This window comes from Streptomyces sp. NPDC029836 (assembly GCF_055574495.1).
Genome location: NZ_JBVHZI010000004.1, coordinates 340,474 through 361,086, shown reverse-complemented (window position 1 = coordinate 361,086; position 20,613 = coordinate 340,474). Strand labels below are relative to the sequence as shown.

Genomic DNA, 20,613 nt, shown 5'->3' with positions numbered 1-20,613 from the left:
ACGGCCCCCGGGCCTCCCGTCCCCCCACCCCCACCCAGCCGGAAGGCAGCGCGATGCACCACCCCCCCGAAGGCGAAACGGTCCCGGTGGCCGTGGAAGTACGAGGTCTCCGCAAGGAGTTCGACGGCAAACCGGCCGTCGGCGGAATCGACCTCACCGTCCCCCGGGGCAGCTTCTACGGCCTCGTCGGCCCCAACGGCGCCGGCAAGACCACCAGCCTTTCCATGATCACCGGCCTGCTCCGGCCCGACGCGGGCACCGTCCGCGTCGCCGGGTACGACGTCTGGCAGGACCCGTACGAGGCCAAGCACCGCATCGGCATCCTGCCCGACGGCCTGCGCCTGTTCGAGCGGCTCTCGGGCCGGGAACTGCTCCGCTACACCGGGCGGTTGCGGGAACTGCCCGCCGCCGACACCGAGGTCCGCGCCGAGGAGCTGCTCGACGTGCTCGGGCTCACCGAGGCCGGCGACAAGCTCGTCGTCGACTACTCGACCGGCATGCGCAAGAAGATCGGCCTGGCGGCCGCGCTGCTGCACAACCCGCCGGTGCTGTTCCTCGACGAACCCTTCGAGAGCGTCGACCCGGTGTCGGCCGAGACGATCCGCGAGGTGCTGCGCCAGTACACCGCGACCGGCTCGACGGTGATCTTCTCCAGCCACGTCATGGAGCTCGTGGCGGCCCTGTGCACGCACGTCGCCATCATGGCCAAGGGCAGCGTCGTCGCCGACGGCACCCTGGAGGTGGTACGGGCCGGCCGCAGCCTGAACGAGCGCTTCATGGAACTGGTCGGCGCCCCCGCCGGGAAGGCGAAGGGGGGGAGCCTCGCATGGTTGGGGTCTTCGTCGGGCTGAAACTCGCCCTCCTGCGCAGCAGTCTGCGCCGCAGCACCGCCCGCGCCGTGGGCTTCGTCTCCGGCTCGCTCATCAGCCTGACCGGCGCCTGCTGGGTGGCCGTGGGCCTGGCCCGGGCCCAGGGCGAACCCGAATCGGCCGACTTCGCCGTCCTCGTCCTCGCCGGACTGGCCGTCGCCTGGCTGGCGCTGCCGCTGTCCTTCGGCGCGGGCGGCGACGAGAGCTCCGATCCGACCCGGCTCGCCGTGCTGCCCGTACGGCCGAGCCGGCTGATCGCGGGGGCCACCGCCTCCGCGCTCGTCGGCCCGGGGCCGCTGTGCACCCTCGTCCTCATCACCGGAGCCGTCGTCGGCGCCGCCGAGGGCGCGTTCGACAGCCTGCCCGGCGCGCTCGTCACCGTCCTCGCCGTGCCGCTGGCGCTGCTGCTGTGCGTGGTCGCCTCCCGGGCCGTACTGGCGGCCTTCGCGCGGGCGTTGACCGGCCGGCGCGGCAAGGACGCCGCCGCCCTCGGCGGCCTGCTGACCGCCGTCGGCGGGTACGCCGCCTACCTGTTGCTGACCACCGCCGGCTCCGGTCTCGCGCTGCCGCCCGTCGTCGTACGGATCCTGCGCCGGACCCCGCCCGGCTGGCCGGCCGACGCCGTCCGGGCCGCCGCCGACGGCAGGACCGGCACCGCCCTGCTCGAACTCGCCGGGACCGCCGCCCTGATCGGCCTGCTGATGGTGTGGTGGCACGGCTCCCTGGCCCGCCTGATGACCACCACGGACTCCTCCACGGCCCGGGCCGGTGAGGTCCGCGCCGCCCGTACGACCGGCCGCCGGGCCCGGCTCCTCGCCTCCAGCCGGACCCTGCTGGTCGCCCACCACCAGCTGAGCGCCTTCGCCCGGTCCCCCAGGCACCGCATGACGATGATCGCGGCGCTGGCGTACGCGGTGCTGTTCCCCGTCGTGATGGTGCCGATCGGCGTGCGCACCCCGTACGTCGCCGTCGGCGGCGCCTGGGTCTTCGGACTGACCGTCCCCGGCGTGCTGTTCGCCCTCGACGGCTCCGCGATCTGGAGCAACGTCGCCACGCTGCGAACCGTGGCGCAGGCCCGCGCCGAACTCGTCGGCCGGCTGCTTCCCCAGCTGGTGTTCATCGTGCCCTGGCTGACCGTCGTGGGCTGCGGCGTCGCCCTCGCCACCGGGCGCACCGACCAGCTCGCGGCCGCGCTCGGCGTCAGCTTCGCGCTGCTCGGGGTGACGTTCGCCCTGGGCATGGTCATCAGCGTCTTCCGCCCCTATCCGTACCCCGAGGACCCGTGGAGCGTGAGCGCGCCCGGCCAGAGCGGCGGCTACCACCTGGCGAACTTCTGCGGCTCGCTCCTCGGGGTGGTGGCGATCGCCCCGGTGATCATCGGCGCGATCGCCCTGGACGGCTCCGCGTCCTCCTGGCTGCTGCTGCCGCTGGGGACGGCGTACGGGATGCTCGCCGTCCTGGTGACGCTGCGGGCCATGGGTCGGCGGCTGTTCGAGAAGGCGCCGGAGATCCTCACCGTCCTGCGGATGTCCTGACCCACCGACCCGACGAAGGAACGAGAGAAGCCACCACGATGAAGGACGGCACGACGAAGGGCGACGCGATGGACGCGGACGCGGCGACGGGCGACACGGTCGCGGCCGAGGCCGACACGGCTGACGCAGGCACGGCCGAAGCAGGCATGGGCGAAGCAGGCACGGGCGAAGCAGGCACGGCCAACGCCGAAGCGGTCAAGGCCGATGCGGTCGACGCCGCCGGGCCCGGTGCCACCCGCACCCTGCTGGAGCACGCCCGCCCGCACCGCAAGGCCCTGATCGCCGGCGCCGCCCTGAGCGCGCTCGGCGGGCTCAGCGGCCTCGCCCAACCCCTGGTGGCCAAGTCGTTCGTCGAGGCGCTCGCCGTCGACGGGTCCGTCACCCGCCAGGTACTGCTCCTCGCCCTGCTGATCGTGGGCGGAGCGCTGACCAGTGCGTTCGGCGTGTACACCGTGGAACGGGCCGCCGAGAGCGTGGTGTTGGGCGCCCGCAGGCGGCTGATCTCCCGACTGCCCCGGCTGCGCGTCGCGGACCTGGACCGGCGGCCGCCCGGCGACCTCATATCCCGGGTCACCGCCGACACCACCCTGCTGCGCGAGGCGGCGACCAACAACCTGGTCGACACCCTCATCGGCTCCGTCACCCTGCTCGGCATGCTGGTCCTGATGGCCTGGCTCGACGTCGTCCTGTTCCTCGCCGTGCTCGGCGTCGTCGTCGCCATCGGCGGGTGCACCGCCCTGGTGATGCCGCGCATCGCGCGGGCGAGCAAGGAGGCCCAGGAGGCCCTCGGCGAGCTGGGTTCGGGGCTGGAGCGACTGCTCGGAGCGATCCGTACGGTGAAGGCCAGCGGCGCCGAACAGCGCGAGAGCGCCGTCCTGGAGGGTTCGGCGCGGGGCGCCTGGCGGGCGGGCCTGCGGGCGGCCCGGTGGGGCGCGGTGGCCGGCACCTCCAGCGGCCTGGTCGTGCAGTTGGCGTTCCTGACGGTGCTGGGCCTGGGCGGGGCGCGCGTCGCGAACGGGTCGATGAGCGTCGCCTCGCTGATCGGCTTCCTGCTGTACCTGTTCTACCTGGTGGGGCCGGTCGCCCAGTTGGCGAGCGGGATCAGCGGCCTCCAAGTGGGCACCGCGGCCGTCCGCCGCATCCACGAGGTGCTGGAACTCGCCCCCGAGGAAGGCGAAGCGGAGGTGCCCGCCGCACGGACGGCACGCGAGCGCGGCACCACCGGGGGCGGCGCGGGCATCGTCTTCCGGGACGTCGTCTTCCGTTACCGCGAGGACGGCCGACCCGTTCTGGACGGGGCCGACTTCGAGATCCGACCCGGCGGACTGACCGCCGTCGTCGGCCCCTCCGGCACCGGCAAGAGCACGCTGTTCGCCCTGCTGGAGCGCTTCTACGACATCGACAGCGGCAGCGTCACCGTCGACGGCCGCGAGCTGCGCGACTGGAACCCGGCCGAACTGCGCCGGACCATCGGCTACGTGGAGCAGGACGCCCCGGTCCTGGCGGGCACCCTGCGCGACAACCTGACGTTCGCCGCCCCGGACGCGAGCCCGGACGAACTCCGGCACGTCATGGATCAGGTACGACTGACCGCGCTCGTCGACGCCCTGCCGGAGGGCCTCGACACCGAGGTCGGCCACCGCGGTACGGCCCTGTCAGGCGGCCAGCGCCAGCGCGTCGCCATCGCCCGCGCGCTGCTGCGCCGGCCCCGGCTGCTGCTGCTCGACGAGGCCACCTCGCAGCTCGACGCGCTCAACGAGGGCGAGCTGCGCGAGGTCATCGCGGACATCGCGCGCACCACCACCGTCCTGGTGATAGCCCACCGCCTGTCCACGGTGACGGGGGCGCGCCGCATCCTCGTCCTGGAGGACGGCCGTGTGCGCGCCTCGGGCACGCACGCCGAACTCCTGCGCGAGGGCGGCCTGTACGCCCGCCTGGCCGCCGGCCAAACCCTCGGCGGCGACCACGGGACCTCGCGACCGACCGCCGACTGACGGTCGGGGCGGGCTCCCGAACGTCGGGAGCCCGTCGGACGGGTCAGTCCTGGTCGGCCTCACCGGCGCCGCGGTGGCCGAGGCCCGTGCGCTGCGTCGTCGGGATCGTGCCGAGCCGGCCGGCCTGGAAGTCGTCGAAGGCCTGCTGGAGTTCCTGCCGGCTGTTCATGACGAACGGGCCGTAGTGCGCCATCGGTTCCCGGATCGGGCGACCGCCGAGCAGCACGATCTCCAGCGCGGGCGCGTTGGAGTCCTGGGACTCGTCCGCCCGGATGGTGAGCGAGCCGCCCTCGCCGAAGACGGCCGTCTGACCCTTCTGGATCGGACGCCGCTCCTGGCCGACCGCACCGCGTCCGGCCAGGACGTACGCGAGGGCGTTGAAGTCCGCGCGCCACGGGAGGGTGATCTGCGCGCCCGGGGTGACGGTCGCGTGGATCATCGTGATCGGGGTGTGGGTGATGCCCGGGCCCTGGTGTCCGTCCAGCTCACCGGCGATGACGCGGAGCAGCGCGCCGCCGTCGGGGGTGGTCAGCAGCTGGACCTGGCCGCCGCCGATGTCCTGGTAGCGCGGGGGCATCATCTTGTCGGAGGCCGGCAGGTTGACCCACAGCTGGAGTCCGTGGAAGAGCCCGCCCGACAGGACGAGGGACTCCGGCGGGGCCTCGATGTGCAGGAGGCCCGCACCGGCGGTCATCCACTGCGTGTCACCGCCGTTGATGACTCCGCCGCCGCCGTTGCTGTCCTGGTGGACGAAGGTTCCGTCGATCAGGTACGTGACGGTTTCGAAGCCGCGGTGGGGGTGCCACGGGGTGCCCTTCGGCTCACCCGGGGCGTACTCCACCTCGCCCATCTGGTCCATCATGATGAACGGGTCGAGGTGCTCGTAGTTGATCCCCGCGAACGCGCGGCGCACCGGGAATCCCTCGCCCTCGAAGCCGCTCGGCGCCGTGCTCACGGCCAGGACCTTGCGGGCGGCGGCCGTCTGCGGCTCGGCCACGCGCGGGAGGGTCAACGGGTTCTCAACAGTCACTGCGGGCATGGTCAGGACCTCCTTCTGCGTCGAGTTTAGTTGAAACTCGAACTTTCTGCCACACCCGGCCACAACGGGAGGTGCGCCGGGATAATTCCCGCACCGCGCCAACCCTTGCGCCCGGGGGCGCGTCCTACCGGACGTGAGCAACTTATTCACCTTCGACGATGTGTCCGGCGACGGCGTGCCGGAGGAAACCCGCAGGCAGGGGCCCCTATGGCGGCACGCCCTGTGGGTGGCGGGGATCGCCGGCGGCGCGGTGGCGGCCGGTTGGATCGCGGCGGCCTTCCGGTTGGGGCCGGCGGAGTACGGGATTCCCAGCGCGGCCCCCGGCTCCCCGTGGGGCCTGCTCGCCTGGTGCCTCGGCGCCGGGCTGGTCGCCTGCGCGTCGCTGCGCGGTACGGCCGCGCGCATCCCCGTGTACGCGCCCGGCCGCGTCGGCTTCGTCCTCGTGTTCCTCGGCACCCGGCTGGCGCTCGGCTTCCGCCCCCCGGCGCCGCTCCTGGCCGCGGGAGCGGTCGCCGCGGTGGCGGTCGCCCTCGCCTGGTGCGTCGTGGCGGCGGTGACCCACCGCACGCACGGCCCCGACCGGACCTGACGCCGGACCTGACGCCGGGCCCGGGGCGGGGCCGTGCGGCCGCCGGGACCCCCGTACCCGGCGCCGCACTCCCGCAGCACCGATGGTCGACCCCGCCCGGCCACCCCCGCGAACCTTTCGGCGGTGCCCGAAGGCTGCGGGGCCCGAGGGCTCAGCCGCCGCTGCGCAGCAGGTCCACGCCGAGGACCGTCGCCGAGTGCAGCACGGCCCGGCCGTCGCGTTCCGTGGTGATCAGTCCGGCCGCGCGCAGCGTGCGGGTGTGCTCGGAGACCGACGGCAGGCTGATGGCGAGGTCCCGGGCCAGCTCACTGGTCGTACGCCGCTCCAGCAGCGACTGGAGGACGGCCGCCCGGGTCCGCCCGAGGAGGGCGTCCAGCGCACCCCCGGCGGGGCCGGGCGCGGCCAGTGGCAGGGGGGTCAGCGCCGGGTACACCAGGACGTGCGAGCCGTCGGGGCGCCCGGCGAGCAGCGGCCGGCCCGTCCAGAACACGGAGGGCATGAGCACCAGGCCGCGCCCACCGAGCCGGACCTCGTAGTCGGGCGGCAGCCCCACCTCGAAGGCCGTGCCGGACCAGGCCGCCCGGGGGTGGACGCTCGCGAGGCAGGCCTTGATGCCGTGGCCGGCCAGCAGCCGGGTCCGCCAGGCGACGTCGGCGCGGAAGGACTGCCTGATTCGGGCCCACTGGGGGGCGAGCACCGTCGCGTGGGCGGCCCGCAGGGCCTCGTCCAGTACGTCCCAGGCCTCCCGGTCCTGCCTCCACAGCGCGCGCAGCCAGGAGGCGGGCCCGGGGGCCCGGGCGGCCGTCCGGGCCAGCTGGTCGGGGGTGAGGAACGGCGCGGCGTCCCGGACGGCCGCGAGGGCCTCCTCCAGGTCGGCGGCGTACGGCTCCACGAACGGCGGGTTGTCCCCGTCGGGGCGCAACAGGTCCAGCAGGGGCCGCGCCCCGGCGGGCAGCTCCCGCGAGACACCGGCGCGCCAGCGGCCGAAGACGGCGGGCTGGTCGGTGCGCTGCCAGGCGACGAGCGCCAGCGCGAGTTCGACGAGCGGCAGCGGCTCGGGCGCGAAGGTGACGTCGAACAGGTCCTCGGCCGTGAAGTGCACCCTCAGCATCCGCCCGCCCCCGCCCCCGCCCCCGTCGGCCCCCGTCGGCCGGCTAGCCGTACATGCGGCGCATGGCGAAGTCGACCATCTGCTCGACCGCCTTCGCGTCGAACACCATCCGGTGGTCACCCTCCATGTCGAGGACGAAGCCGTAACCGGTGGGCAGCAGGTCGATCACCTCGGCGCCGGTGATCACGAAGTACTTGGACTCCTTGCCGGCGTACCGGCGCAGTTCCTTGAGCGAGGTGAACATCGGGATCACCGGCTGCTGCGTGTTGTGCAGGGCCAGGAACCCGGGGGTCTCGCCGCGCGGGCAGTAGACCTTCGAGGTGGCGAAGATCTGCTGGAAGTCCTCGGCGGACAGCGAGCCCGTGGTGAAGGCCCTGACCGCGTCCGCGAGGGAGGGCGGTGACGGCTCCGGGTACAGCGGCGCCTGCGCGTAGCCCTGCTGGGGCGGGGGCTGCTGCGCGTAGCCCTGCTGCTGGGCGCCCGGATTCTGGTCGTAGCCGTACATGCGGCCCACCCTATCGAGCGGCCGACCCCGTACCGGCGGGTACCGGCCACCGTCCCCGCCCCCGCCGGGCTATCCCCCCAGCACGCCCACGGCCCAGAGCAGGCCCAGGACGGCGATGACGGGTCCCAGGACCCGGAAGGCGACCGTGTTGGACCTCTCGAACCGGCGGCCCGCGCCGCTGCCCACCGTCGCGGCGAAACGGGGCCCGGCCACGGCGAGCGCGATCCCGAAGAGCGCGACGAGGATTCCCACGACTGCCTGCATGTCTTGCCTCCCCTACGAGAGGAGGCGCCCCGGCCGGGGCGCCTCCATCGGACTTCGGCCGGTCCTTACCGGCGCTTCTTGGCGAACATGACACCGACGAAGATCATCACCAGCACGAAGCCGCCGATGAACACGTACGGCGTCCACGAGGGCCCGTCGGGCCGGTTGGTGGCGAGGAGCAGTATCGGGTCCATGTCTTCTTCCTTTTCCTGTCGGTGAGGTCGCTTCAGTGGATGGGGGGAGGGGGGTCGGTCAGAACGTGTACTTCGCGGTGGCCGAGCACTTGCCCGTGCTGCCGCCGGTACCGACGCCCTCCGAGCCGTCGGTCGCCACGGACAGTTCCGCCGGGCCGAACCCGCAGGCGACCTCGCCCGTCAGGCCCTTGTCCGCCGACCCCGAGGCGAGGCTGGCGTCCACGCTGGCGCCGGGGTTGCCGACACCGAGCGACAGGTACGGGTGGACGCTCCCGTCCTCGTTGACGGACACACCGGCCCCGCCGCACAGCCAGAAGCAGGCTTCCCCGCCCAGGTCCAGGGACAACAGCCCGCTGGGGTCGATGCGGTTGACCGGGTCGCCCTCGGCGTAGAGGTACGGGTTCTTCTCCTGGCCGCTGGGGTCGGGCGAGTTGAACCGGCCGAGGTTCGGGTCGTAGTACCGCGCCTGGAAGTGGTACAGGCCGGTCGGGTCCTGGTAGCCGCCGGCGAACCGGTACGGCTGCGGGACCTGCTCCGAGGTGGCGGCGCGCTGCACGCCGCGCGGGCTGTAGGAGTAGGTGTTGACCTTCGTACCGCTGCCGTCCGCCAGCGCGACGACGCTGCCCAGCGCGTCGGTCAGGTAGTAGTACGACTTGCCCCCGGTCGTCATGGAGTTCAAGGTGCCCCCGGGTTCCCGGTTGAATCCCGTGTCCACACCGGCCGTCGACTTCGCCGACAGACCCAGCGGCCCGTTGTGGAAGAAGGTGTCACCCAGCTTGATGCGCTCGCTCTGGTCCGTCGAGCCGTACTGGCCCGCGTACGTCTTGCCGCCCACCGTCACCGAGGTCATCTGCGAGTGGTCGGACCACTTCTCGGCGGTGCGGGTGCCTTCGGGGGTCGACGCCCCGGCGGTCTCGTTGCCGAGCTTGTCGTAGGACCAGTTGGCCGTCGAACCGTCCTTCGCGGTGATCTGCTGCGCGTCGTTGAGCGCGTACGTCGTCCCGCGCGGGCAGCCCTGGTCCACGCCCTGCGAGGTGAGGTTGCCGGCCAGGTCGTAGCAGTACTGCCAGGACGAGGTGAGCGCGGCGCCCTTCTCCTCCTTCGCGTAGGAGAAGCGTCCGGCGCCGTCGTAGGTGTACGTGGTCTTCAGGCCCGCGACGGCGTCGGTGCTGGTGCGGATCTTCCCGCCGTCCTTGACGCCGTTCCGGTAGGAGTACGACAGGTCGACCAGGGTGCCCTTCGGGGAGGTCGCCTTGATCTTCTCCGGCCGCCCGGACGTGTCCGGGGTGACCTCCTGGACCGTGCCGCCGGGGTAGAGGGTCTTCTTCCGGAAGTCGTTCTCGTTGTACTCGTACTTCGTGACCTTGCCGCTCGGGTCCTTCAGCTCCTTGAGCCCGTTGACCTCGTTCCAGGTGTAGTCGGTGGTGCCGGCCGGGTCCTGGTAGTAGTCGACGTTGCCCGCCGGGGTGTAGGCCAGCTTCGTCTGCGAGCCGTTCTGGAGCGTGCGGACCGTCTCGCGCGAGAGCGGGTCGAAGTCGTACTGCGTCACGCCGGTGCCGTCCGAGCGCTGCTTGAGGTTGCCGTCCCCGTCGTACTCGTACGTCACGGTGGCGTAGTTGGAGCTGTCGACCGTCTTGATCCGGTCGCGGTTGTCGTACGTGTAGGTCGTCTTGACCCCGCGGCCGTCCTGCACGGCCGTGGTCCGGCCCAGCGCGTCGTACGTGTAGGTGAGGACGCCCAGCGGCGCGGGCGGGGTGACGCGGTCCAGGTTGCCCTGGGCGTCGTAGCGGAACGACGTGGAGACCGACTTGCTGTCGCTCATCCTCGTCGTCGCCTTGCAGCGCTGGCCCTCGAAGCCGCCACAGGTGGGCGTGGCCGGGTTGTAGTCGAAGGACTGGTTCCCGCCGCCCGTGCCGGTGACGGCGACGGACTTGGTGTTGCCCGCGGTGTCGTAGGTGTAGTCCGTCTTCTCGTCGTCCGCGCTGGTGGACGTCTTCGGCAGCTCGGTGCCGGCGATCGTCTGGAAGGCGGCGGAGGCGGTCGCGCCGGTGGGCAGCTTGGCCTTGACCGGGTTGTTGCGGCTGTCCCAGCCGTACTCCGTCACGTTGGCGCCCGTACCGCCGACGCCCAGTGCGTCGCTCGCGGTCTGCACGTTGCGGTTGGCGTCGAAGGTCTTGGACCGGGAGTGGTTCAGCGCGTCCGTGACCTTGGTGACCTGGCCGTCGCCGTCGTGCTCGTACTTCGTCGCGTGCTGCTCCGGATCGGTGACGGTGGTGGTCCCGGCATCGGAGGGGGACGCGGCGGAGTAGTCGTAGGTGTACGTCGGACCGGTGTGGCCGGATCCGTTCGTCTGCGTGGCGCGGAGCATGGAGCGGACGCGGTTCTCCGCGTCGTAGGTGAAGACCGTCACCCGGCCCTCGGGCGTGGTGATCTTCGTCAGGCGGTTCGAGGAGTCGTAGCCGAACGAGGTCGCCTTGCCCTCGGTGTCGGCGGTACGGACGAGGTTGCCCGCCGCGTCGAGGTCGAAGACCCCGGTACGGCCGGTGTGGTCCTTGGCCTGCCACTGGGACGGGTTCGTCTTCAGCAGGTCGAGCCAGCGGCCGGAGCGGGTCTCGGTGAGCTTGAAGCCCTTGTGTTCGGAGCCCTCGTCGTGCTGGGTGACGGTGATCGTGCCGTTGTTGCGGTCGGTGACCTTGGTGAGGGTGCCGTTCGCGTCGTAGCCGTCCTTCGTCCCCGACTTGCGGTCGGTCAGGGTGTAGGTGCCGTCCGCGTTCTTCTTCAGGTCCTTCGAGTAACCCTTGGGCGTGGTGAAGGAGCCGTCGGCGTTCTTGTCGAAGGTGAGCGTGTCACCGGTCGCCGCGTAGAGCACGACCGAGTTGGAGAAGACGTGCAGGTAACGCTCGTACTCCTGCCACCAGCTGTCCGACACCTTGCCGTACGGGGAGTTCAGGGAGTTGTACGTCCGGGCCAGCCGCAGCGACTGGCCGACGCCCGCGACCTGGAAGTCGGTCGCGGCGAGCATCAGGTTGCCGTTGGAGTAGTTGATCCGGGCCACCAGGGAGTCGGTGATCCGGAAGTCGGAGATCTGGTGCCACGGCACCGCGCCCTGGCCCTCCGGAACGTAGACGAGCGGCGCCATCGCCGTGGCGGAACGGTTCTGCGGGGCCGGCGGCTCCTCCCCGGTGCGCGCCCGCTCCTCCTGGGCGGCGCGCCAGGCGGCCTCTGCGGGCGTGGGCGCGGCCTCGGCCTGGTTGGGCACCGGCACGGTCCGCCCGACCTGGACGGGCGGTACGTCGAGCCGGGGACCGGGCTTGCCCCACGCCGAGGTGGGGCCGGGGTCGACGGGTTCCGCGAGCGCGGGAGCTCCGGCGAGGGTGACCGCGAGAGCGGTCATGGCCGCGAGCGCGGCCGTACGGGACGATGTGCGGGCACGCCGAAGTGGCGTGCCGAAGGCACGTGAACGCATGGACTTTCCCCCGAAAGACGGGCCGGAGGCTCCAATGGCCCCCGGCGGCTCATACGTTCACACGCGCCTCGGAGGCACCAGCGGGCCGTGCCCCGAACAAACATCCGTACGCGGTGCGGAATCAGCCTTTCGCTTGCAGCGGGCGAAACGGGCATTCGGGATGCTCGGCTACCGGATTCACGCCACCGCAGGCCGGGCGACGAAACCCGGACAACGAAAAGTGGCCGAAACCCGCCCCTGGGGAACGGGTGGTTCCGGCCACATCAGCCCCTAGAAGCGCCCGTCCTTGACGGCCCCGACGAACGGAACCCAGGCGGCGGCACGGACGATCACGGCGGGGCCGGCGGGTCGCTTGGAGTCCCGGACGGGGACGAGTCCGATGAGCCCGTCGGCAACCTCGACGCATTCACCGCCCGTCCCGTTGCTGTAGCTGCTCCTGCGCCAGCTCGCGGTACTCAAGTCAGACCCGCTGCTTGCCATTTCGGTAGTCCTCTGCCGCAGCGTCGAGAAGGGCCAGGGACGCCCCCGGCGGCAAGGCGGCGGCCCTCAGCAGATCGTAAGACCTGCGGTACTCCTTCACGAGGGCTGGAAAGTCGATGAGCTGCCCGCTGTGCAGGTTCTCCACGTAGACCACCGGAGGTGCGTCCGGAAAGGTCATCAGCCGCGCCATTCCCATCATGAGAGCGTGGCTGGTGGTGGTTTGCGGGACGATCTGCAAAATGGACCGCGTCCTGCGGATCACGGCTCCGATGTGCTCCAGAAGTGCGGCCATCCGGCACGTGGGCAGGACGGCACGGCGAATCACCGACTCGTCCAGGACGGCCCAGAATTCGGGCGGCCGTTCCTGGTCGAAGAGCTCGGCCCGCCCCAACCGGGCGACGACCAGCTTTTCGATCGCCGAATCGGTCGCACGGGGCATGGCGGCCCGGCTGATGGCCCGCGCGTAGTCCTCCGTTTGAAGCAGCCCCGGGACAAGCATCGGTGCCCAATCCTCAATGGTCTCCGCGAACGGCTCCATCTCCGCGACGTCCGCGAAGTACTCCGCGTGCCCAGATTGCTTCGCTTTGCGCGCGTCTTCACAGCGCCGTTGGAAAAAGCCGTCCGTCCCCAGCTTGGCGTCCGCGTGCTGAGCCAGATCCATCGGCATCCGACGTTCGCCCCGCTCGATCTGACTCAGGAACGGAACACCCCGGAAGCTGCCCTCGGCCAGCTGCTCCAGCGTGAACCCCGCCGATTCCCGTTTGTACCGAAGCTCGGCACCGTAGAACGACGGAACGTTCGCCGACGCGTCCGGATCCTTGCGAGCGGGCACAACCCACCACCACCGTTTGTCACTTGCCCAGCGCAACCTGAAACCCTTCCCACGCTACGCCGCCCGACCCCACTCTGTGAGGGCTTCGTCACACTCCGCACCGGAACGGAAGTCCCCCCATGAGCGACCACGTCAACGACCGCATCGCCATCGAGGCCCTCGCAGAGCTGCGGCTCGCCCTCGCGGAGCGGGGGATCACGCTGCCCTCCCTCGACCTGCACCTCCCCTCGTACGCCGGCGGCTACCGGACCCCGCCCCTGATCACCCTCGGCAACTGCAACGTCGCCACCGCCCGACTGCTGGCCGACGCCCTGGCCGCCGGCCGGTGAACGCGCTCACGATCCGGCTGCTCGCCGTCCCGAAGGCGGCCCCCCTGCTGCGGCACGCCGTCCGCGAGCACATCGGGGAAGCCGCCGGCTGCCCCGAGGCGGAACTCTGCGTCAGCGAGCTGCTGAGCAACGTGATCACCCACCTCGGCGAAGGCACCCCGGTCACCCTGCGCGTCAGCGTCCACGGCGGCGGGGCCGGTAACGGCAACGGGAACGGCAGGGCAACCCGTACGCGGGTCGAGCTCACCGACCCCGCCCCGCACGCGTGGCCCCTGCCGCGACAGGCCGGCGGAACCGAGGAGTCCGGGCGCGGGCTGGCCCTGCTGGACGCGGTGACCCTCCGATGGGGTGTGACGCGGGGCAGTGACACGAAGACCGTCTGGTGCGAGCTTTGACCCTGGTCACAGTCGCCGGAGAGGGGTTGCTCTTATTACCGACCGGTAGCATCATGTTGTTACCGAGTGGTATGCACGAGGAACCCGTCTCACCGAGCCTTAACGGAGCCGTCGCCATGGGGCACTACAAGTCGAATCTCCGCGACATCGAGTTCAACCTCTTCGAGGTGCTCGGACGCGACAAGCTGTACGGCACCGGCCCGTTCGGCGAGATGGACACCGACACCGCGCGGACCATCCTCAGCGAGATGACCAAGCTCTCCGAGAACGAGCTGGCCGCCTCCTTCGAGGACGCCGACCGCAACCCGCCGGTCTTCGACCCGACCACGAACACCGCGCCCGTCCCGGCGTCCTTCAAGAAGAGCTACAAGGCCTTCATGGACTCCGAGTACTGGCGTCTGGGCCTGCCCGAGGAGATCGGCGGCACCACCTCGCCCCGCTCCCTGATCTGGGCGTTCGCGGAGACGATCCTCGGCGCGAACCCGGCCGTGTGGATGTACTCCTCGGGCCCGGCGTTCGCCGGCATCCTCTTCGAGGAGGGCAACGCGGCGCAGAAGAAGGTCGCCGAGATCGCCGTCGAGAAGCGCTGGGGCTCCACGATGGTCCTCACCGAGCCGGACGCCGGTTCGGACGTCGGCGCGGGCCGCACCAAGGCCGTCGAGCAGGCGGACGGCTCCTGGCACATCGAGGGCGTGAAGCGCTTCATCACCTCCGGTGAGCACGACATGGAGGAGAACATCCTCCACTACGTCCTCGCCCGCCCCGAGGGCCACGGCCCGGGCACCAAGGGCCTGTCGCTCTTCCTCGTCCCGAAGTTCCACTTCGACTGGGAGACCGGCGAGCTGGGCGAGCGCAACGGCGTCTACGCCACCAACGTCGAGCACAAGATGGGCCTCAAGGCGTCCAACACGTGCGAGATGACCTTCGGCGACCAGCACCCCGCCAAGGGCTGGCTGATCGGTGACAAGCACGACGGCATCCGCCAGATGTTCATGATCATCGAGTTCGCCCGGATGATGGTCGGCACGAAGGCCATCGCCACCCTCTCCACCGGCTACCTCAACGCGCTGGAGTACGCCAAGGAGCGCGTGCAGGGCCCGGACCTGGCCAACTTCATGGACAAGACCGCGCCCAAGGTCACCATCACGCACCACCCCGACGTACGCCGCTCGCTCATGACGCAGAAGGCCTACGCCGAGGGCATGCGCGCCCTCGTGCTCTACACGGCCTCCGTGCAGGACGAGATCCAGTTCAAGCAGGCCGCCGGCGACGACGCCTCCGCCGAGATCGGCCTGAACGACCTGCTGCTGCCGATCGTCAAGGGCTACGGCTCGGAGAAGTCCTACGAGCAGCTCGCCCAGTCGCTGCAGACCTTCGGCGGTTCCGGTTACCTCCAGGAATACCCGATCGAGCAGTACATCCGCGACGCCAAGATCGACACCCTCTACGAGGGCACCACGGCGATCCAGGGTCAGGACTTCTTCTTCCGGAAGATCGTCCGCGACCAGGGCGCCTCGCTGAACGTCCTCTCCGAGACGATCAAGAAGTTCCTCGCCGAGGCCGTCGGCGGCGACGACCTGGCCCCCGCCCGCGACGCCCTCGCCAAGGCCGCCGTGGACCTCGAAGGCATCGTCGGCCAGATGATCGTCGACCTCACCGCCACCGGCGAGGACGTCAAGAACATCTACAAGGTCGGCCAGAACACCACCCGCCTGCTGATGGCCTCCGGTGACGTCGTCGTCGGATACCTGCTGCTCAAGGGCGCGGCCGTGGCCGCCGAGAAGCTCGCCGGCGCCTCCGCGAAGGACGTGCCCTTCTACCAGGGCAAGATCGCCGCCGCGAAGTTCTTCGCCGCCGAGGTGCTGCCGAACGTCTCCGTCCAGCGCCGGCTGGCCGAGCTCGTCGACAACTCCCTGATGGACCTCGACGAGGCCGCCTTCTAAGGCACCGCGCCCCGCCGACCAGCCGGTACGCCCCGCGCGTGCCACCAGTGGCCGGACCTCCCTGCCGGGGGTCCGGCCACTGTTGTCGGCGGTTCGTGGCACGCTCGTAGACATGAGCCCACAGGAGCAGCACAGCAGCAGGGGGTATTCCGTCCCCACCGGACGCCCGTATGCCCTCAAGGAGCTGCAGGCGAATGTGGGCGCCCTCGGCGACCGCGTCAAGGAGCTGTACGACGGCGCCCACCCCGCCGAGTACGAGCCCGTGGCCGACGCCCTCCACCTGGCCTTCCGGACGGCGGCCGGCCTCGCCCCCGCCAAGAGCTACACCGGGTGCCCCGAACACCCCAACGGCGCGCTCGACCCCGAGGCACCGGACGGCTGGGGCCGCTGCCTCATCTGCAACGACCGGCGCCGCCTCGGCCGCCGCATCCAGGGCGCCCGCGCGGCCGGACCGGCCGCCGGGGAACAGCGCCGGCTCGGCTACCCCGTGCCCGAGCCCCCGTACGACCTGGACGTCCTGCGCCACTACCTGCGCGTCGTCGACGAGCAGCGCTTCCACCTGACCCTCGGCTCGGCCGACCAGGACTTCGTGCGCATCGCGGACGACCTGCACCGCGCCTTCATCGTGGCCCGCGAACTCTCCCGCCCCCGCAACGCGTCGGGATGCTCCGAGCACCCCGGCGCGCCGATCGACCCCGATGCTCCTCCCGGCGAGGCCTGTATCTTCTGCGCCGGACGCAAGAGACGTGCGCAGCGTCCCGCGCAGACCCCCGAGATGCTCCCGCGCATCCGGCGGGGCGAGCGCAGGCAGTTGCAGCGCCGATTCGAGCGTCCGCCGGGCTGATCGCGAAGGGACCACGGGCCACACACCCCGCCGTCCTCGACCCTTCCGCTATCCGCCGCAGTCCGGCCAATGGCGAACACGACCGTCGTTAAGGTGAACCACATGACCTCTCCCGCCCGCTTCGACCGCGGACACACCGACGATCTGATGACCTTCCTGACGGCCAGTCCGTCGCCGTACCACGCCGTGGCCAACGCGGCCGAGCGGCTGGAGAAGGCGGGCTTCAGGCAGTTGTCGGAATCGGATGCCTGGGACTCGGGCACGGGTGGCAGGTTCGTACTCCGCGGCGGCGCACTCATCGCCTGGTACGTGCCCGAGGGCGCGGCGGCGCACACTCCCTTCCGGATCGTCGGCGCGCACACCGACTCCCCCAACCTGCGGGTCAAGCCGGTCCCGGACACCGGTTCGCAGGGCTGGCGGCAGGTCGCCGTCGAGATCTACGGCGGCACGCTGCTCAACACCTGGCTGGACCGCGACCTCGGCCTGGCGGGCCGGTTGACGCTGCGCGACGGCACGGAACGGCTCGTCAACATCGACCGCGCGCTGCTGCGCGTGCCCCAACTCGCCGTCCACCTCGACCGCTCGGTGAACACCGACGGCCTGAAGCTGGACAAGCAGCGCCACATGCAGCCGATCTGGGGTCTGGGCGACGCCCGCGAGGGCGACTTGATCGCCTTCCTCGAAGAGGAAGAGGGCCTGGAACAGGGCTCGGTGGCCGGCTGGGACCTGATGGTCCACTCGATCGAGCCGCCCGCCTACCTGGGCCGCGACCGCGAACTCCTCGCCGGACCGCGGATGGACAACCTGCTGTCGGTGCACGCGGGCGTCGCGGCGCTCGCCGCCGTCTCCACCGCCGACAAGCTCGACCACATCCCGGTGCTGGCCGCCTTCGACCACGAGGAGAACGGCTCGCAGTCGGACACCGGCGCCGACGGCCCGCTCCTGGGCAACGTGCTGGAACGTTCGGTCTTCTCGCGCGGCGGCAGCTACGAGGACCGGGCCCGCGCCTTCGCCGGCACCATCTGCCTGTCCTCCGACACCGGACACGCCGTCCACCCCAACTACGCGGAACGGCACGACCCTTCGCACCACCCGCGCGCCAACGGCGGCCCGATCCTGAAGGTCAACGTCAACCAGCGGTACGCGACCGACGGCAGCGGCCGCGCGGTGTTCGCCGGCGCCTGCGAGCGGGCCGGCGTGCCGTGGCAGACGTTCGTCTCCAACAACTCGATGCCGTGCGGCACGACGATCGGCCCGATCACCGCCGCCCGCCACGGCATCCAGACCGTCGACATCGGCGTGGCCATCCTGTCGATGCACAGCGCCCGCGAACTCTGCGGCGCCGACGACCCGTACCTCCTCGCGAACGCCCTGCTGTCCTTCTTGCGGGGCTGACGAACCGGCCGGTCGATCGAAACCCCCGCACCGCGCACAGCGGGGCGGGGGTTCCCGTGCTCGCGGTCCGCGCTACTCCGCGTCCAGGCCCGCGAGCACCAGGGGGAGGCGGGTCGCGGCGTTCGGGGCGAGGCGGACGGGGACGCCCCAGTCCTGCTGGTGGACGTGGCAGGCCGGGTACTCGTTCGCCGGGTCGTCGTCGCAGGACGCGGCCATCGCCGAGACGTGCAGCACCCCCTCGGGGACCTCGGGGTTCAGTTCCAGGTCGCGGAACAGGTCCGTGCCCCGGCCCTCGCCCGCGACCAGGAGTTCCGGCGGGGTCGAGGAGACCAGGAGCCGGGTCGAGGGACCGTAGCGGGTGTCGAGCTTCTGGCCGGCCGGGGCCTGGAAGACCACGTCGAGGCGCAGCGTTCCCGGGGCGACCTCGGTGGCGGCCCGCTGGGTGCGGTGGGCGACCGCGTCGACCCGTACGGCCTCCTCGGGCAGCCGCAGCCGGGTCAGCCGGTGCCGGGCGGACTCCACGACCACGATGTCCTCGCCGACCAGGACCGCGTCGCTGGGCTCGCGCAGGTCGGTGGCGAGCGTCGAGACCTGCCCGGTGGCGGGGTCGTAGCGGCGCAGCGCGTGGTTGTACGTGTCGCAGACGGCGACCGAGCCGTCCGGCAGGGCGGTGACGCCGAGCGGGTGCTGGAGCAGGGCCTGGGCGGCGTCGCCGTCGCGGTGGCCGAAGTCGAACAGGCCGCTGCCGACGGCGGTGACGATGGCGTACCCGTCGGCGGAGCCGTCCGGGTCGGCGGCCGGGGCCTGGACGTACCGCAGGGCGCTGGTCTCGGAGTCGGCGATCCACAGCCGGTCCCCGGCGGCCGCGAGCCCCGACGGCTGGGCGAACCAGGCCTCGGCGGCCGGACCGTCGACGAGGCCCTCGTTGGTGGTCCCGGCCGCGACCGCGACGGCGCCGGTCTCCGGGTCCCAGGTCCACAGCTGGTGCACGCCGGCCATGGCGATCCACACCTTGCCCTGCCACCAGGCGACGTCCCACGGCGAGGACAGGTCGACCTCCAGGGCCGGACCCGAGGTCGGCGAGCCCTGCCACCACTGGCGGCCCGTACCGGCGACGGTCTCGACGGCCCCGGTGACCGGGTCGAAGGTGCGCAGCGCGTGGTTGACGGTGTCGGCGACGACGACCCTGCCGTCGGGCAGCAGCGTCAGGCCCTGCGGTTCGCTGAAGCTCTCGGCGGTGAAGCCGCGCGACCCGCTGCCGACGCGGCGCACGACGCTCTCCCCGTCCGGGGCGAGCTCGACGAGCTGGTGCCGGGTGGAGTCCGACACCAGGAGGTTCCCCGAGGGCAGGAGCAGCGCCTTGCCGGGGAAGCGCAGGTCGGTCGCGACCGGCTCGGGCGCCACGTAGGGCCCGTCGCCGCGCCGCAGCGTCCCCTTGGCCTCGTGCTCGGCCTCCAGCTCCTCGACCAGCCGCTCGATGGCGTGGGCGTGGCCCTCGCCGGCGTGCTGGGCGACGACGTACCCCTCGGGGTCGATGACGACGAGCGTGGGCCAGGCCCGCACGGCGTACTGCTTCCAGGTGGCCAGCTCGGGGTCGTCGAGCACCGGGTGGTGGACCCCGTACCGCTCGACGGCGTCCACGACGGCCGCGTGCTCGGCCTCGTGGACGAACTTCGGCGAGTGCACGCCGACGATGACGACGGTGTCCCGGTGCTTCTCCTCCAGCTCACGGAGCTCGTCGAGGACGTGGAGGCAGTTGATGCAGCAGAACGTCCAAAAATCGAGGATCAACACGCGACCCCGGAAGTCGGCGAGGGCGAGCTCTTTGCCGCCGGTGTTCAGCCAGCCGCCCTTGCCGATCAGCTCGGGGGCACGGACACGGGCACGTCGGCGGGGCGCGGGCGCGGGGGTGGGCGCCGGGGCAGCATCGTTCATCCTTCAAGCTTGCCATCCGGTCGTGAAGCGCCCGTCACGGCCGTGCGAAGAGCGCCGTGGGGCCGGGGCCACCGCGTCGGCGGGTCCGATGCCAGGAAGGACTTCAGCGAGGCGACCAGGGACGTCACGAAGGCGTCGCGGGTGGGTTCCGGGAGGAGGTCCAGGGAGAGGTACGGGTTCAGGTCCTCCAGTTCCACGAGGAGGAGTTCCCCGGAGGGGGCCCGGCAGGCGTCCACGCGTTGGATGCCGTGCGCGAGGGTGTTCCAGGCGATGAAGCGGCTCGCGAAGGCCAGGTCCTCGTCGGTGGCCGCGTAGGGGACGAGGTCCCAGCGGCGGGCCGGGTCGGGGGCGTACAGGGCGTATTGGAAGGCGTCGTCGACGTAGTAGAAGGACACCTCGTACGCGAAGTCGATGCGGGGCTGGATCAGCACCTCGCCCGCCGGGCCGCCCGGGTCGCCGGTGAAGGTGAGGCCGATGGAGTCGGCGCCCTGCTTGGGCTTGACCGCGTACACGGGCACCTCGGGCAGCAGGTGCAGGTCGGCGGGGTCGTCGACGGTCGGGATGACCGGGAAGCCGGCGGCGGTGAGGTCCAGGAGGTACTGCTTGCCGGCCATGTCGCCGCGCCCGACGAACGGGTTGTAGACGCGGGTCCCGGTGGCGAGGGCGGCGGTCCGGAAGGCGTCGTAGGCCTCCTGGTAGTGCAGGACGGGTCCGCTGTTGCGGACCACGACGGCGTCGAAGCCGCCCATCAGGGACGCCGCGTCCAGCGGATGGCACAGGGCGAGGGGGAAGTGCTCGCGGAGCCGGGAGGTGAGGAACGTGTCCTCGTCGCCGTAGCGGCGGCCGCGGGCCGGGTACGCCAGGTCGGTCACGTAGAGAAGAGGCATGGCGGCA

At 71.6% G+C, this 20,613-nt stretch carries 19 protein-coding genes; 9 read left to right on the top strand and 10 right to left on the bottom strand.

Going from position 1 to position 20,613, the window contains the following annotated elements:
- The first annotated feature begins 53 nt into the window (after window positions 1-53).
- Genes ACZ4XJ_RS15345 through ACZ4XJ_RS15335 form a run of 3 tightly spaced genes read left to right on the top strand, consistent with a single transcriptional unit; the run spans window position 54 to window position 4,398 of the window.
- Window positions 54-851 (top strand): ABC transporter ATP-binding protein, encoded by a 798-nt coding sequence (locus ACZ4XJ_RS15345; protein WP_468496438.1) that lies wholly within the window; start codon window positions 54-56, stop codon window positions 849-851.
- Window positions 827-2,404, top strand: a complete 1,578-nt coding sequence (locus tag ACZ4XJ_RS15340) for a transporter (protein ID WP_468496437.1) — start codon at window positions 827-829, stop codon at window positions 2,402-2,404. Before ACZ4XJ_RS15345 ends, ACZ4XJ_RS15340 begins: the two co-directional genes overlap by 25 nt.
- A 38-nt stretch (window positions 2,405-2,442) precedes the next feature.
- Window positions 2,443-4,398, top strand: a complete 1,956-nt coding sequence (locus tag ACZ4XJ_RS15335) for an ABC transporter ATP-binding protein (protein ID WP_468496436.1) — start codon at window positions 2,443-2,445, stop codon at window positions 4,396-4,398.
- A 43-nt stretch (window positions 4,399-4,441) separates the two neighbouring features.
- On the opposite strand, the gene ACZ4XJ_RS15330 is transcribed toward ACZ4XJ_RS15335, so the two are convergent.
- The gene (locus tag ACZ4XJ_RS15330) at window positions 4,442-5,437 is read right to left on the bottom strand and encodes a pirin family protein (RefSeq protein WP_383991892.1); all 996 of its coding nucleotides are present in this window, start codon (window positions 5,435-5,437) and stop codon (window positions 4,442-4,444) included.
- Window positions 5,438-5,570: 133 nt separating this feature from the next.
- Here ACZ4XJ_RS15330 and ACZ4XJ_RS15325 point away from each other — a divergent pair, with 133 nt between their 5' ends.
- A complete protein-coding gene (locus ACZ4XJ_RS15325; protein WP_468496435.1) occupies window positions 5,571-6,026 on the top strand; it encodes a hypothetical protein in 456 nt (151 codons plus the stop codon).
- 151 nt (window positions 6,027-6,177) lie between these two features.
- Here the strand turns inward: ACZ4XJ_RS15325 and ACZ4XJ_RS15320 are convergent, their stop codons facing one another.
- The 7 genes from ACZ4XJ_RS15320 to ACZ4XJ_RS15290 form a co-directional block, all read right to left on the bottom strand.
- Window positions 6,178-7,137 carry an ArsR/SmtB family transcription factor gene (locus ACZ4XJ_RS15320; protein ID WP_468496434.1) on the bottom strand — a complete coding sequence of 320 codons (960 nt, stop codon included), beginning with the start codon at window positions 7,135-7,137 and terminating at the stop codon, window positions 6,178-6,180.
- 43 nt (window positions 7,138-7,180) lie between these two features.
- Window positions 7,181-7,642 carry an SseB family protein gene (locus ACZ4XJ_RS15315; RefSeq protein ID WP_362875226.1) on the bottom strand — a complete coding sequence of 154 codons (462 nt, stop codon included), beginning with the start codon at window positions 7,640-7,642 and terminating at the stop codon, window positions 7,181-7,183.
- 69 nt (window positions 7,643-7,711) lie between these two features.
- Window positions 7,712-7,906: a hypothetical protein gene (locus tag ACZ4XJ_RS15310; RefSeq protein ID WP_362875225.1), complete on the bottom strand. Its 195-nt coding sequence runs from the start codon at window positions 7,904-7,906 to the stop codon at window positions 7,712-7,714.
- A 65-nt stretch (window positions 7,907-7,971) separates the two neighbouring features.
- Window positions 7,972-8,100, bottom strand: coding sequence for a hypothetical protein (locus ACZ4XJ_RS15305; protein ID WP_362875224.1), 129 nt, complete (start codon window positions 8,098-8,100; stop codon window positions 7,972-7,974).
- Window positions 8,101-8,158: 58 nt separating this feature from the next.
- Window positions 8,159-11,494, bottom strand: coding sequence for an RHS repeat-associated core domain-containing protein (locus tag ACZ4XJ_RS15300; RefSeq protein WP_468496433.1), 3,336 nt, complete (start codon window positions 11,492-11,494; stop codon window positions 8,159-8,161).
- Between the two features lie 342 nt (window positions 11,495-11,836).
- On the bottom strand, window positions 11,837-12,025 hold the full coding sequence (locus ACZ4XJ_RS15295) for a DUF397 domain-containing protein (RefSeq protein WP_468496432.1): 189 nt from the start codon (window positions 12,023-12,025) through the stop codon (window positions 11,837-11,839).
- 1 nt (window position 12,026) lies between these two features.
- Window positions 12,027-12,878: a helix-turn-helix domain-containing protein gene (locus tag ACZ4XJ_RS15290; RefSeq protein ID WP_362875221.1), complete on the bottom strand. Its 852-nt coding sequence runs from the start codon at window positions 12,876-12,878 to the stop codon at window positions 12,027-12,029.
- A 119-nt stretch (window positions 12,879-12,997) separates the two neighbouring features.
- Here ACZ4XJ_RS15290 and ACZ4XJ_RS15285 point away from each other — a divergent pair, with 119 nt between their 5' ends.
- The 5 genes from ACZ4XJ_RS15285 to ACZ4XJ_RS15265 all read left to right on the top strand — a co-directional run bounded on the left by ACZ4XJ_RS15285 (window position 12,998) and on the right by ACZ4XJ_RS15265 (window position 17,784).
- The gene (locus ACZ4XJ_RS15285) at window positions 12,998-13,207 is read left to right on the top strand and encodes a hypothetical protein (protein WP_468496431.1); all 210 of its coding nucleotides are present in this window, start codon (window positions 12,998-13,000) and stop codon (window positions 13,205-13,207) included.
- Window positions 13,204-13,602, top strand: coding sequence for an ATP-binding protein (locus ACZ4XJ_RS15280; protein WP_362875219.1), 399 nt, complete (start codon window positions 13,204-13,206; stop codon window positions 13,600-13,602). Before ACZ4XJ_RS15285 ends, ACZ4XJ_RS15280 begins: the two co-directional genes overlap by 4 nt.
- Window positions 13,603-13,718: 116 nt before the next feature.
- Window positions 13,719-15,545 carry an acyl-CoA dehydrogenase gene (locus tag ACZ4XJ_RS15275; RefSeq protein WP_362875218.1) on the top strand — a complete coding sequence of 609 codons (1,827 nt, stop codon included), beginning with the start codon at window positions 13,719-13,721 and terminating at the stop codon, window positions 15,543-15,545.
- A gap of 112 nt (window positions 15,546-15,657) precedes the next feature.
- Window positions 15,658-16,389, top strand: coding sequence for a hypothetical protein (locus ACZ4XJ_RS15270; RefSeq protein WP_362875217.1), 732 nt, complete (start codon window positions 15,658-15,660; stop codon window positions 16,387-16,389).
- Between the two features lie 102 nt (window positions 16,390-16,491).
- Entirely contained in the window at window positions 16,492-17,784 is a 1,293-nt protein-coding gene (locus ACZ4XJ_RS15265; protein WP_362875216.1) for a M18 family aminopeptidase, read from the top strand.
- A gap of 72 nt (window positions 17,785-17,856) precedes the next feature.
- On the opposite strand, the gene ACZ4XJ_RS15260 is transcribed toward ACZ4XJ_RS15265, so the two are convergent.
- Both ACZ4XJ_RS15260 and ACZ4XJ_RS15255 read right to left on the bottom strand, forming a co-directional pair.
- Entirely contained in the window at window positions 17,857-19,719 is a 1,863-nt protein-coding gene (locus tag ACZ4XJ_RS15260; protein ID WP_468496430.1) for an NHL domain-containing thioredoxin family protein, read from the bottom strand.
- Window positions 19,716-20,606 (bottom strand): ATP-grasp domain-containing protein, encoded by an 891-nt coding sequence (locus ACZ4XJ_RS15255; protein ID WP_468496429.1) that lies wholly within the window; start codon window positions 20,604-20,606, stop codon window positions 19,716-19,718. Before ACZ4XJ_RS15255 ends, ACZ4XJ_RS15260 begins: the two co-directional genes overlap by 4 nt.
- Window positions 20,607-20,613: the final 7 nt, after the last annotated feature.